Annotated in this window: 2 protein-coding genes; both read right to left on the bottom strand. The window is 41.3% G+C overall.

The features are described 5' to 3' along the window. Positions 1 to 652 (bottom strand): alpha-L-rhamnosidase N-terminal domain-containing protein (locus RHS_RS29695; RefSeq protein WP_047835280.1); only part of this gene is annotated, 652 nt, incomplete at its 3' end. Positions 653 to 749: 97 nt separating this feature from the next. Continuing rightward, positions 750 to 1,398 (bottom strand): Ig-like domain-containing protein (locus RHS_RS29700; RefSeq protein WP_047835281.1); only part of this gene is annotated, 649 nt, incomplete at its 5' end.

Genomic DNA, 1,398 nt, shown 5'->3' on the forward strand with positions numbered 1-1,398 from the left:
GAATCACGGCATTTTCCCATTTGGAATCGTTAAACTCTGTTCCCTGCCAGCCTGTCAGTTCTGCATTGGCATCGTACATAATATTGGGTTCCGCCAGCCTGTAGTTGGAATCCATATCATGCTTTCCATAAGCAGGATCTTTCACTGCTTTCCAGCTGGTATCGCTGACAATTTTTGTTCCTTCTTTCAGTGCACCTTCTCCAAAGTCAGCGTCAAATAAGAAGCCCGGCTTACCGGAATCTTTGAATCCGTAACCGCTTTTACCAAAGTAGACAACCTGCACGGCAATCGTGTTCTTGCCTTCTTTCAGGAATTTGGCGATATCTTCTTTGTCATAATACATGTCTGATCTGTTCGGTCCGGTTTTTACCATACCTTCAAATACTGCCATTTCACCATTAATCCACAGCCAGTATTTAGAATCTGCCGCTATGTATGCCTCTACTTTTTCCGGCACTTTCTCCAAATTAAATGTTTTACGGAAACTCATCCACTGCCCGGCTTCCCTTGCATCATTGCTCCAGATCCAGTCAGCCGTAAACTCATGGCCCGGTGTTAAATTTTCCGCCGCTGTAACTGTCATTGGTAATATGCTCGTGATCATTAATACCATTGTCAGAATACCGGATATAAATCTTTTCCAACCTCTCATATTTTCCTCCTATGCCGCATTTTTTGCGATTTTAACCAGGTAAATGTGAATGTTTTACTTCCACATTCACCTGTATACTTGTGCCTCGAACAGAACCTTATCCTACTGTGATAATGCAGGAATCTTTCTTTCCTTGCGGTGTGGATACCGTAATGGTTGTACGTCCTTTTTTCAAAGCTGTAACAACTCCTTTTTGGGAAACTTTTGCTGCCTTTTTATTTGAGCTTTCCCATTTTAAAGTATCTGTACTGTTCTTTGGCTTTACAGTTGCTTTAAGCTGTAATGTTTTTCCTGTCTTTAATGTTTTCTTGTGAAGGTTCATCTTAACCTTCTTTGCCTTCACCTCCTTTACAGTGATTCTGCAGGTTATTTTCTTCTTACTGGATATCTTTGCAGTAATTGTTGCTGTCCCAGCTTTTTTGGCTTTTACAAGCCCGTTCCGGGATACGGTAGCAGCTTTCTTATTGGAACTGGTCCAGACCACTTTATCTGTTGCATTTGACGGCTTTAAGGAAGACTTAAGCTGATAAGCTTTTCCCTTATAAATGGTTTTGCTTTTTTTGTTCAGGGAAATTTTCTTTGCCTTAACCGTAGTAACTGTGATCTTACAGGATGCCTCTTTTCCACCGTCCGCTGTCCTTACTGTGACTGTTGCTTTACCTGCTTTTTTAGCGGTTACTTTTCCGTTTGCATCTACTGAAATAACGGAATTGTTGGAAGATCTCCAGGAAACCTTCTTATTGGCT

The sequence above is a fragment of the Robinsoniella sp. RHS genome (assembly GCF_001029355.1).
Classification (GTDB): domain Bacteria; phylum Bacillota; class Clostridia; order Lachnospirales; family Lachnospiraceae; genus Robinsoniella; species Robinsoniella peoriensis.